The organism is Brachyspira alvinipulli ATCC 51933, assembly GCF_000518245.1.
Taxonomy (GTDB): Bacteria; Spirochaetota; Brachyspiria; order Brachyspirales; family Brachyspiraceae; genus Brachyspira; species Brachyspira alvinipulli.
Genome location: NZ_KI912403.1, coordinates 123,752 through 141,560, shown reverse-complemented (window position 1 = coordinate 141,560; position 17,809 = coordinate 123,752). Strand labels below are relative to the sequence as shown.

The following is a 17,809-nucleotide window of genomic DNA, read 5'->3' as shown; positions in this document are numbered from 1 at the left end:
ATGGAAAAATTAAATAAATTAAGAAAATATAGATATTTTTGGCCTATTTTAGCTTTATGTATTATATTACTTTATAATTTAATATTCACTCCTAATTTCTTTAAGATAGAGATAATGGGGGATAGATTATACGGTAATTTAATAGATATATTGCATAGGGCTACTCCTATAATGTTGGTTGCTATAGGCATGACATTAGTTATTGCTACTGGGGGAATAGATTTATCAGTAGGAGCTATTGTATCAATAACTGGTTCTGTTGTTGCTAGTTTAATAGGAGGAAAATTGGTATTGCTTGCAGATGGAACACAAAATTATGTTTCTAATTATCCTATGGGTTTAGCTATTACTATAGCAATATTAGTTGGAGTTTTATGCGGTGCTTGGAATGGTTTCTTAGTATCAAAAATAAGAATACCTCCAATTATAGCTACTCTTATATTAATGGTTGTTGGAAGAGGTATAGCACAGCTTATTACAAATGGTGAGATTATAACAGTTTATTATGCTCCGTTTTTCTTTATAGGTAATGGATATATATTTAAAATACCTTTTACTATAATAATATCTGTTGTAATAATAGTATTAACTATAATTTTTACTAGGAAAACAGCACTTGGATTATTTTTGGAATCTGTAGGTATAAATAGAGAGGCAAGCAGATTGTCAGGTGTAAAAGCTAGTATTATATTATTTATCTCCTATGCTTTCTGCGGATTTTGTTCTGCTATTTCAGGATTGATAGTTTGTTCTAATGTAAAAAGTGCAGATGCTAATAATGCTGGATTGTTATTTGAAATGGATGCTATATTAGCTGTTGTAATAGGAGGTACTTCACTTAACGGCGGTAAATTTTATATTATGGGTACTGTAATAGGCGCAATCATTATACAAACTTTAACTACAACTATATATTCTACCGGTGTTCCTCCAGAAATTACTTTAGTTATAAAGGCTATAGTTGTATTTATTATAAGTTTGATACAATCAGAAGAATTCAGAAATTTTGTTGCAAAACCATTTTCAAAGAAAGGTGGTAAATTATATGAGTAATAAACTAATATCATTTATTAAAAAAAATATATCAGTATTAATAACCATTACTTTATTTATATTAATGTTTATAATAGGTAGCATATTATTTAGAGGATTCTTTTCAGCTCAAGTATTTTATAATCTTTTTATAGATAATGCTTTCATGATGGTTACAGCAGCAGGCATGACTATGGTTATTATAACAGGCGGTATAGATCTTTCAGTTGGTTCCGTAATAGCATTAACTACTATGGTTGTAGCACATTTAAGCGAAAAAGCTGGTATAAACCCTGCTATTGTTATATTGGCTGGATTATCTGTAGGTACTATATTTGGTCTTGTACATGGAATAGTTATAAGTATATTTAATGTGGTTCCTTTTATAGTTACACTTGCAGGAATGTTTTTAGCAAGAGGATTATGTTATATAATTAGTACGGAATCTATAACTATTAATAATGAGTTGTTTCAAAAAATAGCATTGTTCAAAATACCGTTTATAAATGGTTCTATAACTTTTAATGTAATAATTGCAATAATAGTATTGATTACAGCATATATCATTCTTGAATATACTAGGTTTGGAAGAACATTATATGCTATAGGCGGTAATGAACAGTCTGCTATGTTAATGGGATTAGGTGTAAAGAAAACAAAAGTAATAGTATATACTATTAATGGTTTTCTCGCCTCATTATCTGGCATTGTATTCTCTTTATATATGTTATCCGGATATTCATTACATGCACAAGGAGGCGAATTAGATACTATAGCTTCATGTGTTATAGGAGGAACTCTTTTATCAGGAGGAGTTGGAAATGTAATAGGTACTCTTTTTGGAGTATTAATATTGGGAGTTATACAAACATTAATAATGTTCCAAGGAACTTTAAGTTCATGGTGGACTAGAATAGCTATAGGTATACTCCTTTTATTCTTTATACTTTTCCAAACATTTTTTATTAAAAAGACAAATGTTGATTAAGTTAAATTAATTAATGTTCTTTAATATAATTTCAAATCCTAAAGGGTTTTTATTCTATTAAAAACCCTTTAGGAAACATATTGGTAGAAAATGGAGAATAGTAAAATGAAAAGTTTTAATGTTAATGAGCATTATATGTTAGGAGCGGATTTCGGCTCTGATTCAGTTAGAGTTGTTATATTGGACGCATTTAATGGTAATGTTATAGGTACTTATGTAAGTTATTATCAAAGATGGAAAAAAGGTTTATATTGTGATAAAAAAATAAATCAATTTAGACAACATCCTTTAGATTATATTGAAAGTTTAACAGAAGCTGTTAATAAGGCACTTGATATAGCAAATAAAAATTTTAGTAATGCAGCAGAAAAAATTAGAGGTATATGTATAGATACAACTGGTTCTACACCTTGTTTATGTGATAGAAACGGAATGCCTCTTGCAATGAGTGAAAAGTTTAAAGATGACCCAGATGCTATGTTTATATTATGGAAAGACCATACTTCTGTAAAAGAAGCAGATGAAATTAATGAAGTTTCTCATAGCAATGATGTGGATTATACTCAATATCTTGGAGGAGTTTATTCTACAGAATGGTTTTGGGCTAAAACTTTGCATGTTATTAGAAATAATAAAGCTGTAAAAGAGGCTGTATATACAGTTATGGAGCATTGCGATTGGATAACAGCTATTCTTTGCGGCAATACCAATCCTGATACTATCAAAAGGAGCAGATGTGCAGCCGGTCATAAATGCATGTGGCATAAAAGTTGGGGCGGATATCCTCCTAGAAGTTTCTTTGATAAATTTGATACTAAAATGGGTGATATAAGAGACTCTTTAGGAACAGAAACATATTCAACAGAAACTATAGAGGGATATTTGACTAAAGAATGGGCTGAGAAATTAGGGCTTAATGAAGGTATATTAGTTTGTGTTGGGGCTTATGATGCTCATATAGGTGCTGTTGGAGGATTGGTTGATGTAGGAGTTTTGGTAAAAAGTATAGGTACTTCAACTTGCGATGTTACAATCGGAAATATACCTAGCGGTAAAGAAAATTTAGTAAAGGGTATATGCGGTCAAGTTGATAGCTCTGTAGTTGAAGGTTATATAGGTTATGAGGCAGGTCAGTCAGCCTATGGAGATTATTATTCATGGTTTAGAAATATTTTGATGTGGCCTTATAAAAATATAATAAAAAGTACAGAAGAAGAAACAGAAATATTTGAAAAGAAAATATTGCCTTTATTAGAGGAAGAAGCTAACAAAATAAAAACTACTGAGAATTCCCCTGTAGCTGTAGATTGGATTAATGGTAGAAGAACTCCTTTTGCTAATCAAAATTTAAAAGCTACTATATTCGGTATGTCATTAGGTGTTGATGCTCCTGTTTTTATGAAAATGTTGTTGGAATCTACTGCTTATGGGGCAAGAGCTATAATAGAATGTTTTGAGGATGGCGGAATAAAGATTAAGAAGGTTATGGCTATAGGTGGAGTTGCTAGGAAAAGCGTATTAGGTATGCAAATATTAGCAGATGTAACAAATAGGGAAATATATGTAACTAAAGATGATCAGGCACCTGCTATAGGGGCTGCAGTTTTTGCGGCTAAGGCTTATGGATTATATGATACAGTTTTTGAAGCACAAAATGCAATATCCGCTGGTATTGAAAGGATACATAAACCTATAAAAGAAAATGTTGAGATATATGAAAAATTATATAAAAAATATAAAGAACTTGCTAGATTTAGTGAGGATTTAATTAATAATAATTAACTATTTGGAGGATAAAATATTATGATAGATTTATCTAAATATGAATTTTGGTTTTTGACAGGCAGTCAATATTTATATGGAGAAGAAACTTTAAAAGAAGTAAGGGCTAATTCTAAAAAAATAGTAGAAGCTCTAAATAATAGCGGACTTCCATATAAAATTGTATACAAAGAGATATTAACAGATTCTGATAAAATTTTGTCTCAATTGAATGAAGCAAATGCAAGTGTTAATTGTGCAGGAGTAATATGTTGGATGCATACATTTTCTCCTGCAAAAACTTGGATAAAAGGATTGAGTGTATTAAAGAAACCAATGTTGGAATTAAATACTCAATTTAATGTTGAAATACCTTACGATAAAATAGATATGGATTTTATGAATTTAAATCAATCGGCACATGGAGATAGAGAATTTGGTTTTGCTACTTCAAGAATGAATATACCTAGAAAAGTTATAGCAGGACATTGGTCTCATAAAAATGTACAAGATAGAATGGCTATATGGATGAGAGCTGCTGTTGCTTATGTAGACGGTATGGATATGACCATTGTAAGATTCGGTGATAATATGAGAGATGTTGCTGTTACAGATGGTGATAAAGTTGAAGCTATGATTAAATTTGGATGGTCTGTTCAATATTATGCAGTGGGAGATTTAGTTAAATACATGAATCAAGTTACTGATTCTGATGTAGATAAACTTATGAAAGAATATGAAGATACTTATAATATAATTTATGGGGATAATAAAGAATATACTATATCTCATATAAAAGAACAGGCAAAAACAGAAATAGCTATAAAAGCATTCTTAAAAGATAAAAATGCTAAGGCATTCACAAATACATTCCAAGACTTGCATGGTATGAAGCAGCTTCCTGGATTAGCTACTCAAAGATTAATGGCAGATGGATATGGTTTCGGGGCTGAGGGAGATTGGAAATTATCTGCTTTAGTTAGAACAATAAAAGTTATGGGTAATGGTTTGAAAGGTGGTACTTCTTTCATGGAAGATTACACTTATCATTTTGAAGAAAATAATATGATGAATTTAGGTGCTCATATGCTTGAAGTTTGTCCTTCAATAGCAGATTCTAAACCTAATATAGAAGTTCATGAATTAGGTATAGGAGATAGAGAAGCTCCTGCACGTTTAGTATTTAATGGACAGGCTGGTCCTGCTTTATGTGCTTCTATAGTTGAGATGAGAAATAGATTTAGAATGGCTGTTAATGTTGTTAATGCTGTTAAAATAGAAGATAATAAATTCCCTAAACTTCCTGTTGCAAGAGTACTTTGGAAACCTGCTCCTAATTTAACTACAGCTGCTGAAGCTTGGATATTAGCAGGAGGCGGACACCATACTACTTATTCTAATGCTATCAATGTTGATTACTTAGCAGATTATGCTGAAATGGCTCAAATAGAACTTTTAGTTATAGATGAAAATACTAAAGTTAATGATTTTAGAAAAGAAATGAGATGGAATGAAGCTTATTGGAATATGAGATAATATTTTTGTTCATAATATTAAATTTTTATTTGCTTTCTATTATAAGATATTTTTATTGTTTTATAATAGAAAGCAAATGTTATCAAAGGTGTATTATGCTTGATGAATTAAAAAAAATAGTGTTTGATGGTAATATTGAACTTGTAAGAAAAAATTTAGTTATTTACACTTGGGGAAATGTAAGCGGTATTGATAAAGAAAGCAGACTGTTTGCTATAAAACCCAGCGGTGTAGATTATGATACAATGAAATTTGATGACATGGTTATACTTGATTTAGATGGAAACAAAAAAGAAGGTAAATATAAACCATCATCAGATACTGCTACGCATATTGAATTATATAAAGCTTTTCCTGAAATAGGTGCTATAGTCCATACGCATTCAAGTTACGCTACTAGTTGGGCACAGGCTAGAAAAGATATATTTGCTTTAGGTACAACTCATGCTGATTATTTTTACGGAGATATACCTTGTGCTAGAGCTTTGACTAAGGAAGAAATAGAAAGCGATTATGAAAAGAATACCGGTTTAGTTATAATAGAAACATTAAAAGAAAGAAATATTAATCCTATGGATATACCAGGAATTATATTATCATCGCATGGACCTTTTGCTTGGGGAAAAGATGTTGCTAATGCTGTTTATAATGCTGTTGTTCTTGAAGAGGTTGCTAAAATGGCATATAGAACTATACAAATAAATAAAGATATTAAAAGAGTTGAACAGTATTTATTAGATAAGCATTATTTTAGAAAACATGGTAAAAATTCATATTATGGTCAAAATTAATTTTTTAAAAGCTGCACTATAAAAATAATGCAGCTTTTATATTTTAATTATTTATTTTTTATATAATTCAGTTAAAGCTTCTCTGGCTATTTCTCTGTCATCGAAATGTATAGTTTTGTCTGGGAATATTTGATAAGTTTCATGTCCTTTTCCAGCTATTATAACTATATCATTTTCTTTGGCTTCTTTCACTGCTTCAAATATAGCATCTTTTCTATCAATAATTTTTTTGTAATTATTATTTTTAAATCCTTTTTCAATATCATTCATTATTTGATTAATATCTTCTGTTCTTTGATTATCTGTAGTAAGTATTGCTATATCAGCGTATTTTTCAGCTATAGCAGCCATTATAGGGCGTTTCTTTCTGTCTCTATCTCCTCCGCATCCGAATACCACTATAACTCTGTTAGGATTTAATTTTTTAGCCTCTACTAAAATATTTTCTAAACTGTCAGGAGTATGGGAATAATCAACAGCAACTATAAAAGGATGTTTTTCATTTGTGACTATTTCAAATCTTCCTGCTACTTGTACTTTTTTCATTGCTTTTATAGATTTTTCTATATCAAGTTTGTATTCATAACAATAAGCTAAAACAGATAATGAATTTAGTATATTGAATCTTCCAAGCATTGATAATTTTACTTTTGATATAAATTTTCCTTTTGCATAAAATTTATATTCTGTATTTTTAGAGTTTAAAGAGATTATTTTTCCGTAATAATCAGCTTTTTCATTTAGCCCGTAAGTAACCATTTTTATATCAAGTTTTTTTATGTAATTTGATATTTGCTTGAAATTATCAGTATCTATATTTATTATGGCCAATTTTTTCTTTTTAGAGCTATCTTTTAGAAGAGAGAATAATTTTAACTTTGCTTTAAGATAAGTTTGCATATCTCCATGATAATCAAGATGATCTTCTGTTATATTAGTAAAGATTGCTGTATCATATTGTAAGTAATCACATCTGTTCATAGCAAGTGCCTGTGATGATGATTCCATTACGATATGAGATATATTTTTCTTTAATGATTTATTAAAGATATTTTCTAAATCAATAGATTCAGGAGTAGTTAAATTTGTTTTAATTTCTGTTTTTCCTATCATATTTTTGATAGTGCCTATTAAAGTTGTTTTGTTTTTATTGGCTTCTAATACAGATTTTAATAAATATGTAGTAGTAGTTTTTCCGTTAGTTCCTGTTATTCCTATTGTATTTATTTTTTTAGTAGGCTCATCATAGAACTTTGCTGATATATAAGCTAAGCATTCTCTAGGATTTTTTACAGATACAAAATATATATTATTGTATTTTGTTTCTAACTCTTTTATAAAATTTTTATCAGCGGAAGCATCGTATATTATTATACTTGCTTTATTGTTGATAGCACTTTCTATATATTTATGTCCGTCATCTTTTAACCCCTTTATGGCAACAAATATATAGTTTTTCTTGATTAATTTTGAATTGTAAGCTATTCCTTTAATTTCTAAGTTTAAGCATTCTTTTGTTAATTGTTTTTGAGTTTTATAATTTTTTATAAGTTCTTTAAAGAATTTCATTGTTTATTCCATTTAATATTATTTTTTATAATGTATATTATATACTAAAAATAATATTAATGGTAATTTTTCTCATTTTCAGATTCTATTTTTAAATATAAAATATCATTATTATTATTTTCTCCGGCAGATGTAAAACCATTCATTATTGCTGTTTCTATGAATCTGTTTGGAGATGAGTATTCAGCTTCTTCAGCACTTAATACTTTTACTTCTTTTTCTAAACGTTCTATTTCTCTATCCAGCTTAGATATTTCAACAAGTATTTCATTTGCTTTAACATTTCTTGCAAAAGTAAATATACTTATAGTGATTACAAATAAAAGAAGAATGATAAAGAATGAACCTATAGAGTAGGTTTTTTTTTCTTTTACTTGAGTTTTATCTGTATTATTTTGATGCCTATTCATATTTTCTCCATAAAAAAATTATATTAATTGAACTACTCTCATTTTAGCACTTCGGCTTGCTGGATTTGATTTTATTTCTTCATTTGTCGGAGTTATAACCTTAGAATTTAGTAGTTTAAATATGCCTTCTTTATTTTTTGTCTTTTCATTTTCTTTAAAGAAGTTCTTTACTATTCTGTCTTCTAGTGAATGATAACTAATCACAGCGGCAATTCCATTTGGTTTTAATATATTTGGTATTTGCGATATAGAATCTTTAAGTATATTTAATTCATCATTTACTTCTATTCTTATAGCTTGGAATACCAATGTAGCGGGATGAATTTTTCCATATCTTTTTGATTTATCAGTATTATGAAATATTATGTTTTCTAATTCTCTTGAAGTTTCTATGTTTTTTTTATTTCTTTCTTTAACTATTATTGAAGCAATTTTAGCGGCATTATGAATTTCGCCATATTCCTTTAACACTCTTTCTAATTCTTTTTCACTGTAGAAATTAATAACATCATAAGCACTTTTTTCATTTATTCCAAGTCTCATATCCAATTTAACATTATCTTTAAATGAAAAACCTCTCTCAGCTTTTTTGAAATGAAATAATGAAACCCCTAAATCATAAAGCATAAAGTCTATATTGCCTAATATACTTTTATCAAGAGATTCTGTCATTTTGTTGTATGTATTATTATAGTAATGAAAATTGCTGTATTCATGTAACCTTTTTTTAGCAATTTCGAGGATGTTTTTATCTCTTTCAAAACTATGAACTTCAAGATTTAAATCCAACATAGCTTTAGTATGCCCGCCTTCGCCTAAAGTGGCATCAATAGCTATTTTGGCATTCTCAGGTATGAAACTCAAAACCTCTTTTAACATAACAGGAGTATGTACTATTTCTAACTCATCATTTTTACCAATCATCTCTAATATTATCGGTAAAATGATGCGCTAAAATTATCCTGCTATATCACCATATTCTATATTTCTTTCGCCATCAACATAAACTATTAATGAATGATGCTTAAAATAATCAGGTTCAAATAATATATGCATTGTTGTATCAGGTCTTGTTTCGTCTTCATCAAAGTCTATTAATAATGTATCTATATACATAGCATTAAAAAATTCTTCTTCTTTTATAGGTATATTTATTATTTCACCTAATTGATTCTTGTATGTGTTTTCCTCTAATTCTTCACATGTAGAAACCCATTCTTCTGCTAAAGTAAGACATTGTTTTGAAATAAGAAATTCTGAAATATTTTGCTTATGTTCATTGATCCATTTTAATATTTCATTTATTTTATCTATATGTTTTAACAGCATTTCTGACTTATTTGGTACATCTCCGAAATCTATTAATAGTAATATCTTTTCATCTCCCCATAAATCACAATGAGATTCATAGGAAAAATAGTCATTTTCGTAAAAATCTTTTATATCCTTATTTTTCATAAAATACCTTCATAATTTCAAATTATTGATTATTATAAATATAATAATATATTTTGTAATTTTCAAATTTTTATTATTTTTTTTTATATTTAATTGCTTCTATTATTATTTGGCATATGTCCTCATCACTAAAGTATCCGCTGTCTAATGTTAGGTTATAATTAACCATATTTCCCCATTCTTCTCCTGTATAATATTTATGATAATTTGCTCTGTATTTGTCTGTATTTTTTAATACATTTTCTGCTTGATCCAGTTTTATTCCATATTGATTTGTTATTCTTTCTATTCTTTCTTTATTTGGAGCATGTATAAAAATATTAAAACATTCGTATAAATTTTTTAATATGAAACTTGCACATCTTCCTATTATTACGCATTCTTCTTTTGCTGCTATATTTCTTATTACTTCGCTTTGAATTTCAAACATCCTATCTAATGTAGAATATGTAATTTTAGAAGAAAAAGGGCTTGAAAAATGTTCTTTATGAAATGCACTGAAGAAAAGATTGTCATTTGTAAATTTTTCTTCTTTAGATTCAAGATATTCTTTATTTATTCCTGTTTTTTCTGCTACAACTTCTATTAATTCTTTATCATAGAAATTAATGTTTAATTTTTTAGCTAGCATTTCTCCTATATATCTTCCGCCGCTTCCATATTGTCTGCTAATAGTTATAATTTTCCTATCCATATTTAATATACCACAAATTAATATATATTTTTTTATTATAATATAAAAAAAAATTTAGTCTATATGGTTACCTTCATATATTTTAATAGTTTTTAAAAAAATAGTTTGATTTTTTTTTACAAATTGATATCATATAGTTAATGTTATTAAAAAACATTTTATTTTAATATATTTTGGAGGTATAATTTATGGCTGCTAAAACATTAGAAGAAGTTTTATATTCAATATTTCAAGGTGAATCAAATGCTGCAAATAGATATAGTTTATTTGGAAAAGCATCTAAAAATAAAGCTATTCAAAAAGTATTTTCAACAACATCATTGGCTGAAAAAATACATGCTGAAAAAATGAGAAAGTTGGCTTTAAGAAGCGGATTAGATATGAATAAATTTGTGCCGGAGATAAATCCTGTTACCCCAGCTAGTGATAAAGAGAATTTGGAGGCAGGTATAAAAGGTGAAGTTTATGAATCTACAATACTTTATCCTCAGTTAGCACAAGTTGCTGTTGAGCAGAAAAATAAATTAGTAAGCGATACAGTAAATTCATTAGGTAAAGTTGAAACAGAACATGCTAAGTTATTCCAAGATATAATAGATAATTTCTTAAATAAAGATGAAGAAGTTACTTTTTATCTTTGCCCAAGCTGCGGCAACATATATAGAGATAAATCTCCAGAGACTTGTGAGACTTGCGGAGGTTCCGGAAAGATGTTCCAAAAATATTAATTAAATTTAAAAACTACAAATTTTATTTATTCTTTTGTAAATAATATTATTGACTTTATAGTTAAATTATGTTATTTTAATGTAAGAATATTATTTTTAAAATAATTAGTATTAAATAACGGGGTGAATAATGAATATAGGTATAACAATCACCTTCGTTGTAGTTGCTTTTGTTTTTGGATATATAACCCGTTTTGTTATAGCTAAAATAAAGCTTAACTCTACGGAAATAATAACACATAAGTTGCTTCAAAGTGCAAGAGAAAAGGCAGATAATGAAAGGAAAACTATGCTTTCTGAAGCTAATTCTGAAATACAAAAAGAGCGTAATAGATTGGAGAGTGAGAACAGAGACAGAAAGGCTGAAATTCAGAAATTAGAAAATAGAGTACTACAACGAGAGGCTAATCTTGATAAAAAAACTCAATATTTAGAGAATAAAGAGCATAATATTGAGAATAAGATGAAAAAGATAAAGGAGCAGGAAGATAAATTAGAGCATCTCATAGAAGATGAAGAAAAAGAATTAGAAAGAATAGCAGGACTCACTAAAGAGGAAGCTAAAGCTAATTTAATAAATGATATAGAAGAAGATGCCAAAAAATCTGCTGCTAAAATAGTTGATAATATAGAAAAAAATGCCATTGAAACAGGCGAGAGAAAGGCTAGAGAAATTATAGTTCAAACTATACAGCGTCTTTCCAGTGAGGTGGCACAAGAATCTTCTGTAACTTCTGTTTCTTTGCCTAGTGAGGAAATGAAAGGTAGAATAATAGGCAGAGAAGGTAGAAATATAAGAATGCTTGAAACATTAACCGGTGTAGATATTATCATAGACGATACTCCGGAAGCAGTTGTAATATCTTGTTTTGATCCTGTAAGAAAGCATATAGCTAAGGTTTCTTTAGAAAAGCTTATTTTAGATGGAAGAATACATCCTGCTAGAATAGAAGAGGTTGTTGAAAGAACTAGAAGAGAAGTAGAAGATTCCATAATGGAAGCTGGTGAAAATGCTATTGTAGATTTGAATTTAACTACTATGCATCATGAATTAATCAGACATATGGGAAGACTTCAATATAGAACTAGTTATGGTCAAAATATGCTTCTTCATAGTAAAGAAGTTGCTAACATAGCTGCTATGATAGCTGCTGAGATAGGAGCAAATGTTGATTTAGCTAAAAGAAGTGCATTTTTGCATGACATAGGTAAAGCTATAGAAACAGAAGGCGAGGGCTCTCATGCTATGAGCGGCGCAGATTTAGCTAAAAGATGCGGCGAAAAAGAAGAGGTAGTTAATGCTATAAGAGCACATCATAATGATGTTGATACTCAAACTGTTGAGGCTGTTATTGTTAAAGCTGCTGATGCTATTAGTGCGGCAAGACCTGGTGCTAGAAGAGAATCTTTTGAAAGCTATATAAAACGCTTGGATAATTTGGAAAAAATTGCTGATAGTATTGATGGTGTTGAAAAATCTTTTGCTATACAAGCAGGAAGAGAGCTTAGAGTTATGGCTAAAAGTGATATAGTAGACGATATGCAGGCTAAACAAATAGCTAGAGATATTGCTAAACGCATAGAAGATGAGTTGAAATATCCTGGAATAATAAGAGTTACTGTTATTAGAGAAACCAGAGCAGTTGAGGTTGCAAGATAATTTATTTGTGTAAAGGTAGATGCGAAAATGTCTATAAAGAATATCTTATGTCTTGGCGATATAGTTGGTGTTACAGGCCGTTATGCTGTAAGAAGACACTTAGAAGAGATAAAGCTAGAAAATAATATAGATTTTATTATAGCTAATGGTGAAAATGCTGCTAATGGTATAGGTATAACTAGAGATACAGCAAATGAATTATTTGACTGCGGAATAGATGTATTGACCTCAGGCAATCATATATGGAATAATAGAGATGTTTTTGCTTTGATAGGTAATGAACATAGGCTTATTAGACCATATAATTATCCTAATGATGCTCCTGGTCTTGGATATTATATATATGATATGTTGGATTGTAAGATTGGAGTTTTAAACCTTATGGGCAGAACTTTTATGGATCCTTTGGACTGCCCTTTTAAAAAAGCTAATCTTGCAATTAAACATATAAAAGAAAGAACAAATATTATATTTATAGATTTTCATGCAGAAGCCACTGCTGAAAAAATAGCATTTTCTTATTATCTTGAAGGACAAGTTTCTTGTATATTCGGTACACATACACATGTTCAAACTGCTGATGAAAAAATATTATCATCTCATACAGCTTATATATCAGATATAGGTATGTGCGGAAGCTATAATTCTGTAATAGGAATGAAAAAAGAGCCGGCCATAGCAAGATTTGTTACAAGAATGCCTCATAGATTTGAAGTTGAAACTACAAGCCCTATGATTAATGGTATTGTTGTACAAGTTGACAGTGCAACAGGTAAAGCACATTCTATAAAAAGAATAAATATAGTATACCATAATGATATTGTTGAAAGACAAGAAAAATAGTTTTATTTAGAGTTTAGCTATGGATGGTAATAATAGTCCTAGAATAATTATTAGACATTTTATAATATTCTATATTGAAGTTGCTATTATACATACATTAACCTATATAGTGTTAGGTATTATATTCTCAAATTTTATGGATTATAGTACAGTTTATAGCAATAATGTTGTGGCAGATTTTATGAGGGGGTTTGAATCTCCTTTAACTGTTATAGGACCATTTTTACAACCCATAAGAGCAATATTTATTTCCATTGCCTTGTATCCTTTAAGAAAGGTTATAGCAACTAAGTTTGGATGGTTCATATTATGGCTTATACTTGTATGTATAGGTATAATATCTGTACCATCTGCTGCACCTTCTTCTATAGAAGGACTTATATATACTCAATTACCTATAGAATTTCATTTAATTAATTTACCTGAATTACTTTTGCAAACATTTAGTTTTTCTATAATATTATGGATTGTCGAGATACTACCTCATAAAGAAAAAGAATTTTCCAATAGAATTTTTTTACTTAAAATTATATTTTCTATAGCTTTAACGATGATAGGAATATTCCTTACATCTGTTTCTGGTATAATCTTGATGAATTTTTTAGAGCTAGATTTTGCTAATGCTAAACTAGATAGAGGTACAATATCATATCTTACAGCAATATCTATATTAACTATTATAGTTTCTTATGTTTTTGGAGATAAGGTTTATAAAAATAAATTCTGGTTATTTCTTGTAATACCTTTATTTTTGCTTATATATATAGGTTTTCCTTATGGATATAATTATTTATTTAATACTGTTTATAATGTTAAAATGGCATTATTACCTTATAGCTTATCAGCTGTTATAGTTTGTATAGCATATTATTTTATATTTGCTGTATTGTATGGAAAAATAAGAGGTATAAATAAAATTAAAGATACAAAAAATATAGAATTACCTGAAGATGAGAAAAATAATATTGAAAATCCATCTAAAGATAATATAATCGATGAAAATGATGCTGAAAATTCAGATAGCGATAATATAGACAATAAAAAATAATAATTTAAATTAAAATAATCTCTTAGCATATCAATAATAAGACATAATAATTAAAATGTTCACTAATTTAGCAACAATAATTCTAAAGTGTTGTTAAATTAGTATTAAATGTTTTATGTAATTTGTATTTTTTTAGTTTTTTCTCTATTTAATAGAAAATTTATATTAAACTAGTAAAATGGTATATTTACTTATATGGTTTTTAATATATTATTAACACTATAAATAAATATTTTTAGAAGATTTGCTTATGATTAATAGATTATTTTTTTATACACTAGTTATATCGGCATTAATTGCTATTACTCCTTTATTTTCTGAAAATTCAGTGCAAAGAGCATCTGATAATCCTAATTTTAGTGCTTCAAAATTTAATAATTGGCTTTTGGTAGCTTCTTTTGATGGAAATAATGTACCTAGCTTTAAATTTATAGAAAAGACAGAAGATAAGTATTGGGAACTTAATAATTCAGAAACTAAAGAATATACTTATAAGGGTAAAAATTCTAGTGCCGGATTATTTTTTATATCTAGTATGCAGTACTATCAATACAGAGGATACAATCCGTTATACACTAAAAAAAGAAATGCAGAGAATGCTAATGTTATAAAACGTTTTTATTTCTATAGATTTACAGGAAAAGGCGGCGGAATAATATCATTGGATAATACTCTTGTAGCAATAGATACACGTACAAAATATGTTTATATATATGGTGTTCCAGTAGAAGAGGATAAAGTATTTGGAGTTGATGTTCCATTGAAATGGGGACCTTCAGATACAGTTTATTATAAAAATTCCCTTTTACCTTTTTATGAGTATGATCCTGTAGGCCATGTAAATGAAGATGGTACAGTTGTTTTATATCCTTCATATCAGAATTCATTTTTAGATAAAGAAAATCGTTATCAGCCTTTCTATAATAAGAAATATATTTATAGATAATTCATAAACTGAAAAAGTTTTATTAATAGAATGCTATCACTGCTTATACAGTGATAGCTATTTTCATACTATTATTTTATTATTAAAAATCAAAAATTAATGGATCTTCTCCTATTCTGTCACCATTTTCTAACTTATTTATACTTTCAATATCCTCTTTATCTAGTTTGAAATCAAATATATTAATATTTTCTTCTATTCTTTCTTTAGTAACAGATTTTGGTATAACTGATATATTGCTTTCAATATCCCATCTTAATATGATTTGTGAAGGAGTTTTATTATATTTTTTAGCAATTTTATTTATTGTATCATTATTTAATAGTTTTCCTCTTGCTAAAGGAGACCAAGCCTCTACAACTATATTATGTTTTTTACAGAATTCTACCAATTCATTTCTGATTAAGTTAGGATGTCTTTCTATTTGATTTAAAACAGGTGCTATATTACAATGAGCAAATATATCATTTAAATGTTTTATTTCAAAATTACTTAATCCTATAGATACAGCCTTTTTACTTTGACAAATATTTTCCAATGCTCTGTATGTGTCTAGATATCTTTCTTTATTTTGACCAGGCCAATGGATAAGAAGCAAATCAACATAATCCATATTAAGTTTTTTTAAACTTTCTTCAAATGATTTTCTTGTAGAATTATATCCCTGTTGAGTATTCCATATTTTTGTTGTTATAAACACTTCTTCTCTTTTAATTCCTGTTTTTCTTATGGCTTTACCAAGTTCTTCTTCATTATTATAAAATTGTGCTGTATCAAATTTTCTATATCCGGCATCTATAGCCCATTGTACGGCATTTTCTAGTTCTTCTTGATTAGTCATTTTGTATATACCGAGACCAAATATAGGCATTTCTATAGAGTTATTTAATTTGAGATTAATCATATAAATTTATCCTTTGTTTATTATATATAATATACTATGATATTGATTATATATGAAATTTATAAAAAATTTTAGTATTATTATACTATTTTTTTATTTTATATGATGTATAATATAGTTATAGTGATTACAAAAAATGTTTTATTGTTTTTATCATTTTCCGATAATATTTATATATTAACATAATATTATATTTGGGGGTTTCAATTGGCTATTAGCAATGGTTACGAAAAGTATAAAAAGGTTGATGTAAGCACAGCCTCACAAAATAAACTTATTATTATGCTGTATGACGGTGCTATTAAATTTTTAGAAACAGCTTGTGCTGCTATGGATAAAAAGCATGGAGTAGAAGAGGCTCATAATAATATATTAAAAGCGCAAGAAATAATATATGAGCTTTTATCTTCATTAAATTATGAAGCTGGAGAAATAGCTGATAGATTAGCATCCATATACACATATATGAATCAGAAACTTACAGAAGGTAATATATCTAAAACAAAACCGCCTTTATTAGAAGTTATAAGATATCTTAAAGAGCTTAAAACAGCTTGGGAAGGTGTAGAAGAACAGCTAAGCAAAGGCAATGTTTCATCAGCTGCCAAAAAAGATGACGATTCTTCTAATACAGAAAGCAAATTAAATATAACAGGTTAAATGATTATAAAATGAGAAAGATGAGTAAATTAATATTATTTTTTGCAGTTTCTTTTATTGCTCTTGTATCATGTAGAGATAAAGATTATGAAACTATAGAACAATATGAAGCTAGAATGAATAGCTTAGAAATTCTTAATTATTATAATATACAAGATGTAATGCCTCCTCGTGTAGTAGATGACGGTGTATTATTTACATTTGCTGAAAATTATGATTCAGTAGAAGTTTCTGGTGATTTTAATAATTGGGAAGACAGTATACCTTTGATTAAAAGTTCTTATGGAGTTTTTTACTATTTATGGCAAGCTCCTCTAAAGTCTGGAAAATATTCATATAGATACAGAGTTAATGGAGTATGGATTAATGATCCATTAAATTTGAATGTTGAATATGATAATAATAATCAGGCTGTAAGTTATTTTGTACTTACTAATGATATTGGTTTTTATGAGAAAAATCCTATATATAATTCTGATGGTACAGTTACTTTCTTTTACAGCAATAATACAGCTAAAGAGGTAATGTTCACTTCTGATAAATTAGGATTTGATAGCTTAAGATACCCTATGACATATTCAAATAATTTATGGGTTATTACTTTGAGAGCTGAAGAGGGAAATTATTATTATAACTTTGTTGTAGATAGAATATGGGAAGTTGACCCGCTTAATATGAATGTTTATAAAGGAAATGATGGCAGACTTCACTCATATACTATGATAAATTATAATCAAACTAATAGAGTAAAATATTAATAAAATAAACATATAACCACAAA

The 17,809-nt window shown here is 28.1% G+C and carries 18 protein-coding genes; 12 read left to right on the top strand and 6 right to left on the bottom strand.

Features of this window, described 5'->3' with window-relative positions:
* The 5 genes from T324_RS0108070 to T324_RS0108050 all read left to right on the top strand — a co-directional run bounded on the left by T324_RS0108070 (window position 1) and on the right by T324_RS0108050 (window position 6,108).
* Window positions 1-1,053 (top strand): ABC transporter permease, encoded by a 1,053-nt coding sequence (locus tag T324_RS0108070; protein ID WP_211232584.1) that lies wholly within the window; start codon window positions 1-3, stop codon window positions 1,051-1,053.
* Window positions 1,046-2,020 (top strand): galactofuranose ABC transporter, permease protein YjfF, encoded by a 975-nt coding sequence (gene yjfF, locus T324_RS0108065; protein ID WP_028329775.1) that lies wholly within the window; start codon window positions 1,046-1,048, stop codon window positions 2,018-2,020. Before T324_RS0108070 ends, yjfF begins: the two co-directional genes overlap by 8 nt.
* 105 nt (window positions 2,021-2,125) lie before the next feature.
* Window positions 2,126-3,802, top strand: a complete 1,677-nt coding sequence (locus tag T324_RS0108060; RefSeq protein ID WP_028329774.1) for a ribulokinase — start codon at window positions 2,126-2,128, stop codon at window positions 3,800-3,802.
* Window positions 3,803-3,823: 21 nt separating this feature from the next.
* Window positions 3,824-5,317 carry an L-arabinose isomerase gene (gene araA / locus T324_RS0108055; RefSeq protein ID WP_028329773.1) on the top strand — a complete coding sequence of 498 codons (1,494 nt, stop codon included), beginning with the start codon at window positions 3,824-3,826 and terminating at the stop codon, window positions 5,315-5,317.
* Window positions 5,318-5,412: 95 nt separating this feature from the next.
* A complete protein-coding gene (locus tag T324_RS0108050; RefSeq protein WP_028329772.1) occupies window positions 5,413-6,108 on the top strand; it encodes an L-ribulose-5-phosphate 4-epimerase in 696 nt (231 codons plus the stop codon).
* A gap of 51 nt (window positions 6,109-6,159) precedes the next feature.
* Here T324_RS0108050 and T324_RS0108045 read toward each other — a convergent pair whose 3' ends face one another.
* The 5 genes from T324_RS0108045 to T324_RS0108025 all read right to left on the bottom strand — a co-directional run bounded on the left by T324_RS0108045 (window position 6,160) and on the right by T324_RS0108025 (window position 10,239).
* Entirely contained in the window at window positions 6,160-7,677 is a 1,518-nt protein-coding gene (locus tag T324_RS0108045) for a UDP-N-acetylmuramoyl-L-alanyl-D-glutamate--2,6-diaminopimelate ligase (RefSeq protein WP_028329771.1), read from the bottom strand.
* A 56-nt stretch (window positions 7,678-7,733) separates the two neighbouring features.
* Entirely contained in the window at window positions 7,734-8,087 is a 354-nt protein-coding gene (locus T324_RS0108040) for a septation ring formation regulator EzrA (protein WP_028329770.1), read from the bottom strand.
* An 18-nt stretch (window positions 8,088-8,105) separates the two neighbouring features.
* Entirely contained in the window at window positions 8,106-9,011 is a 906-nt protein-coding gene (gene rsmH, locus T324_RS0108035; protein WP_028329769.1) for a 16S rRNA (cytosine(1402)-N(4))-methyltransferase RsmH, read from the bottom strand.
* Window positions 9,012-9,044: 33 nt separating this feature from the next.
* Window positions 9,045-9,545: a DUF2262 domain-containing protein gene (locus tag T324_RS0108030; protein WP_028329768.1), complete on the bottom strand. Its 501-nt coding sequence runs from the start codon at window positions 9,543-9,545 to the stop codon at window positions 9,045-9,047.
* 73 nt (window positions 9,546-9,618) lie between these two features.
* Window positions 9,619-10,239, bottom strand: a complete 621-nt coding sequence (locus T324_RS0108025) for a cytidylate kinase-like family protein (RefSeq protein ID WP_028329767.1) — start codon at window positions 10,237-10,239, stop codon at window positions 9,619-9,621.
* A gap of 188 nt (window positions 10,240-10,427) precedes the next feature.
* Here T324_RS0108025 and T324_RS0108020 point away from each other — a divergent pair, with 188 nt between their 5' ends.
* The 5 genes from T324_RS0108020 to T324_RS0108000 all read left to right on the top strand — a co-directional run bounded on the left by T324_RS0108020 (window position 10,428) and on the right by T324_RS0108000 (window position 15,464).
* Window positions 10,428-10,967: a rubrerythrin family protein gene (locus tag T324_RS0108020; protein ID WP_028329766.1), complete on the top strand. Its 540-nt coding sequence runs from the start codon at window positions 10,428-10,430 to the stop codon at window positions 10,965-10,967.
* 130 nt (window positions 10,968-11,097) lie between these two features.
* Complete coding sequence (rny, locus tag T324_RS0108015; RefSeq protein ID WP_028329765.1) at window positions 11,098-12,627, top strand: ribonuclease Y; 1,530 nt, start codon at window positions 11,098-11,100, stop codon at window positions 12,625-12,627.
* 27 nt (window positions 12,628-12,654) lie between these two features.
* On the top strand, window positions 12,655-13,470 hold the full coding sequence (locus T324_RS0108010; RefSeq protein WP_028329764.1) for a TIGR00282 family metallophosphoesterase: 816 nt from the start codon (window positions 12,655-12,657) through the stop codon (window positions 13,468-13,470).
* Window positions 13,471-13,489: 19 nt separating this feature from the next.
* Window positions 13,490-14,518: a hypothetical protein gene (locus T324_RS0108005; protein ID WP_028329763.1), complete on the top strand. Its 1,029-nt coding sequence runs from the start codon at window positions 13,490-13,492 to the stop codon at window positions 14,516-14,518.
* A 250-nt stretch (window positions 14,519-14,768) separates the two neighbouring features.
* Window positions 14,769-15,464 carry a hypothetical protein gene (locus tag T324_RS0108000; RefSeq protein WP_156920157.1) on the top strand — a complete coding sequence of 232 codons (696 nt, stop codon included), beginning with the start codon at window positions 14,769-14,771 and terminating at the stop codon, window positions 15,462-15,464.
* An 82-nt stretch (window positions 15,465-15,546) separates the two neighbouring features.
* On the opposite strand, the gene T324_RS0107995 is transcribed toward T324_RS0108000, so the two are convergent.
* Window positions 15,547-16,368, bottom strand: a complete 822-nt coding sequence (locus T324_RS0107995; protein WP_028329761.1) for an aldo/keto reductase — start codon at window positions 16,366-16,368, stop codon at window positions 15,547-15,549.
* Window positions 16,369-16,575: 207 nt separating this feature from the next.
* On the opposite strand from T324_RS0107995, the gene fliS reads away from it, so the two are divergent.
* Window positions 16,576-17,028, top strand: a complete 453-nt coding sequence (fliS, locus tag T324_RS0107990) for a flagellar export chaperone FliS (protein WP_028329760.1) — start codon at window positions 16,576-16,578, stop codon at window positions 17,026-17,028.
* 11 nt (window positions 17,029-17,039) lie between these two features.
* Window positions 17,040-17,786: an early set domain-containing protein gene (locus T324_RS0107985; RefSeq protein WP_028329759.1), complete on the top strand. Its 747-nt coding sequence runs from the start codon at window positions 17,040-17,042 to the stop codon at window positions 17,784-17,786.
* Window positions 17,787-17,809: the final 23 nt, after the last annotated feature.

What these genes read in the sequence shown, in the direction of transcription:
- rsmH (WP_028329769.1), bottom strand. Translation starts at nt 9,011, where the DNA reads ATGATTGGTAAAAATGATGAGTTAGAAATAGTACATACTCCTGTTATG.
- T324_RS0108005 (WP_028329763.1), top strand. Translation starts at nt 13,490, where the DNA reads ATGGATGGTAATAATAGTCCTAGAATAATTATTAGACATTTTATAATA.
- T324_RS0108070 (WP_211232584.1), top strand. Translation starts at nt 1, where the DNA reads ATGGAAAAATTAAATAAATTAAGAAAATATAGATATTTTTGGCCTATT.
- T324_RS0108030 (WP_028329768.1), bottom strand. Translation starts at nt 9,545, where the DNA reads ATGAAAAATAAGGATATAAAAGATTTTTACGAAAATGACTATTTTTCC.
- T324_RS0108010 (WP_028329764.1), top strand. Translation starts at nt 12,655, where the DNA reads ATGTCTATAAAGAATATCTTATGTCTTGGCGATATAGTTGGTGTTACA.
- T324_RS0108060 (WP_028329774.1), top strand. Translation starts at nt 2,126, where the DNA reads ATGAAAAGTTTTAATGTTAATGAGCATTATATGTTAGGAGCGGATTTC.
- araA (WP_028329773.1), top strand. Translation starts at nt 3,824, where the DNA reads ATGATAGATTTATCTAAATATGAATTTTGGTTTTTGACAGGCAGTCAA.
- T324_RS0108040 (WP_028329770.1), bottom strand. Translation starts at nt 8,087, where the DNA reads ATGAATAGGCATCAAAATAATACAGATAAAACTCAAGTAAAAGAAAAA.
- T324_RS0107995 (WP_028329761.1), bottom strand. Translation starts at nt 16,368, where the DNA reads ATGATTAATCTCAAATTAAATAACTCTATAGAAATGCCTATATTTGGT.
- T324_RS0108020 (WP_028329766.1), top strand. Translation starts at nt 10,428, where the DNA reads ATGGCTGCTAAAACATTAGAAGAAGTTTTATATTCAATATTTCAAGGT.
- T324_RS0108025 (WP_028329767.1), bottom strand. Translation starts at nt 10,239, where the DNA reads ATGGATAGGAAAATTATAACTATTAGCAGACAATATGGAAGCGGCGGA.
- rny (WP_028329765.1), top strand. Translation starts at nt 11,098, where the DNA reads ATGAATATAGGTATAACAATCACCTTCGTTGTAGTTGCTTTTGTTTTT.
- T324_RS0108045 (WP_028329771.1), bottom strand. Translation starts at nt 7,677, where the DNA reads ATGAAATTCTTTAAAGAACTTATAAAAAATTATAAAACTCAAAAACAA.
- T324_RS0108000 (WP_156920157.1), top strand. Translation starts at nt 14,769, where the DNA reads ATGATTAATAGATTATTTTTTTATACACTAGTTATATCGGCATTAATT.
- yjfF (WP_028329775.1), top strand. Translation starts at nt 1,046, where the DNA reads ATGAGTAATAAACTAATATCATTTATTAAAAAAAATATATCAGTATTA.
- T324_RS0108050 (WP_028329772.1), top strand. Translation starts at nt 5,413, where the DNA reads ATGCTTGATGAATTAAAAAAAATAGTGTTTGATGGTAATATTGAACTT.
- T324_RS0107985 (WP_028329759.1), top strand. Translation starts at nt 17,040, where the DNA reads ATGAGAAAGATGAGTAAATTAATATTATTTTTTGCAGTTTCTTTTATT.